Genomic DNA, 584 nt, shown 5'->3' with positions numbered 1-584 from the left:
AAGCCCGCTAAAACAGCAACTCCAATCGTGGAAAAAACTGCAGGAGAAGGCTTGACAGCTCAGGACGTAGAAGATGCTCGTACTGAAGGTTATACAGAAGGCTACCAAGCTGGCCAGGAAAGCGTTGCAGTCGGCTTTGCAAAGCTGGACGATGAGCAATTGGGTACTATGAAGCTAGATGAACTGATCCGGTATGCAGTATCTATGCCCGACATCACAGTAGATGCCATCAAGGAAGTGGCTGACATGAGGAAAAAATCCGATGTCATTGACTTCATTAATGATTTCGATGTAGAAGAAGAGGAAGAGGAAGAAGAGGAAGAAGAAGAGGAAGAAGAAGAATAACCCAAACCCCGACAACTAATCTGTAATGGCTACTCCTGTTGCTAACTTCACCTATACTATAGACGGTCTTGAAGTAACTTTCACTGACCAATCTTCCGATGTTGATGGGCCCATAACTGCCTGGAGTTGGAATTTTGGGGATGGTGGAACATCCACTTCTGAGGATCCTGTCCATACATATAGTGATGCTGGTATATATGGAGTAGCCCTTCAGGTTACTCAGGGGGCGGAAACTAATA

At 45.4% G+C, this 584-nt stretch carries 2 protein-coding genes; both read left to right on the top strand.

What is annotated here, in order from left to right; all coding sequences use genetic code 11:
* On the top strand, positions 1-345 hold a 345-nt coding region (locus KC460_05245), incomplete at its 5' end, for a hypothetical protein (GenBank protein MCA9770747.1).
* Positions 346-370: 25 nt separating this feature from the next.
* On the top strand, positions 371-584 hold a 214-nt coding region (locus KC460_05240; protein ID MCA9770746.1), incomplete at its 3' end, for a PKD domain-containing protein.

The sequence above is a fragment of the Candidatus Dependentiae bacterium genome, from assembly GCA_020431705.1.
Taxonomy (GTDB): Bacteria; Babelota; Babeliae; order Babelales; family Vermiphilaceae; genus JAGQHQ01.
The sequence above is the reverse complement of the archived record's forward strand: the minus strand, read 5'-3'. Positions and strand labels throughout refer to the sequence as shown.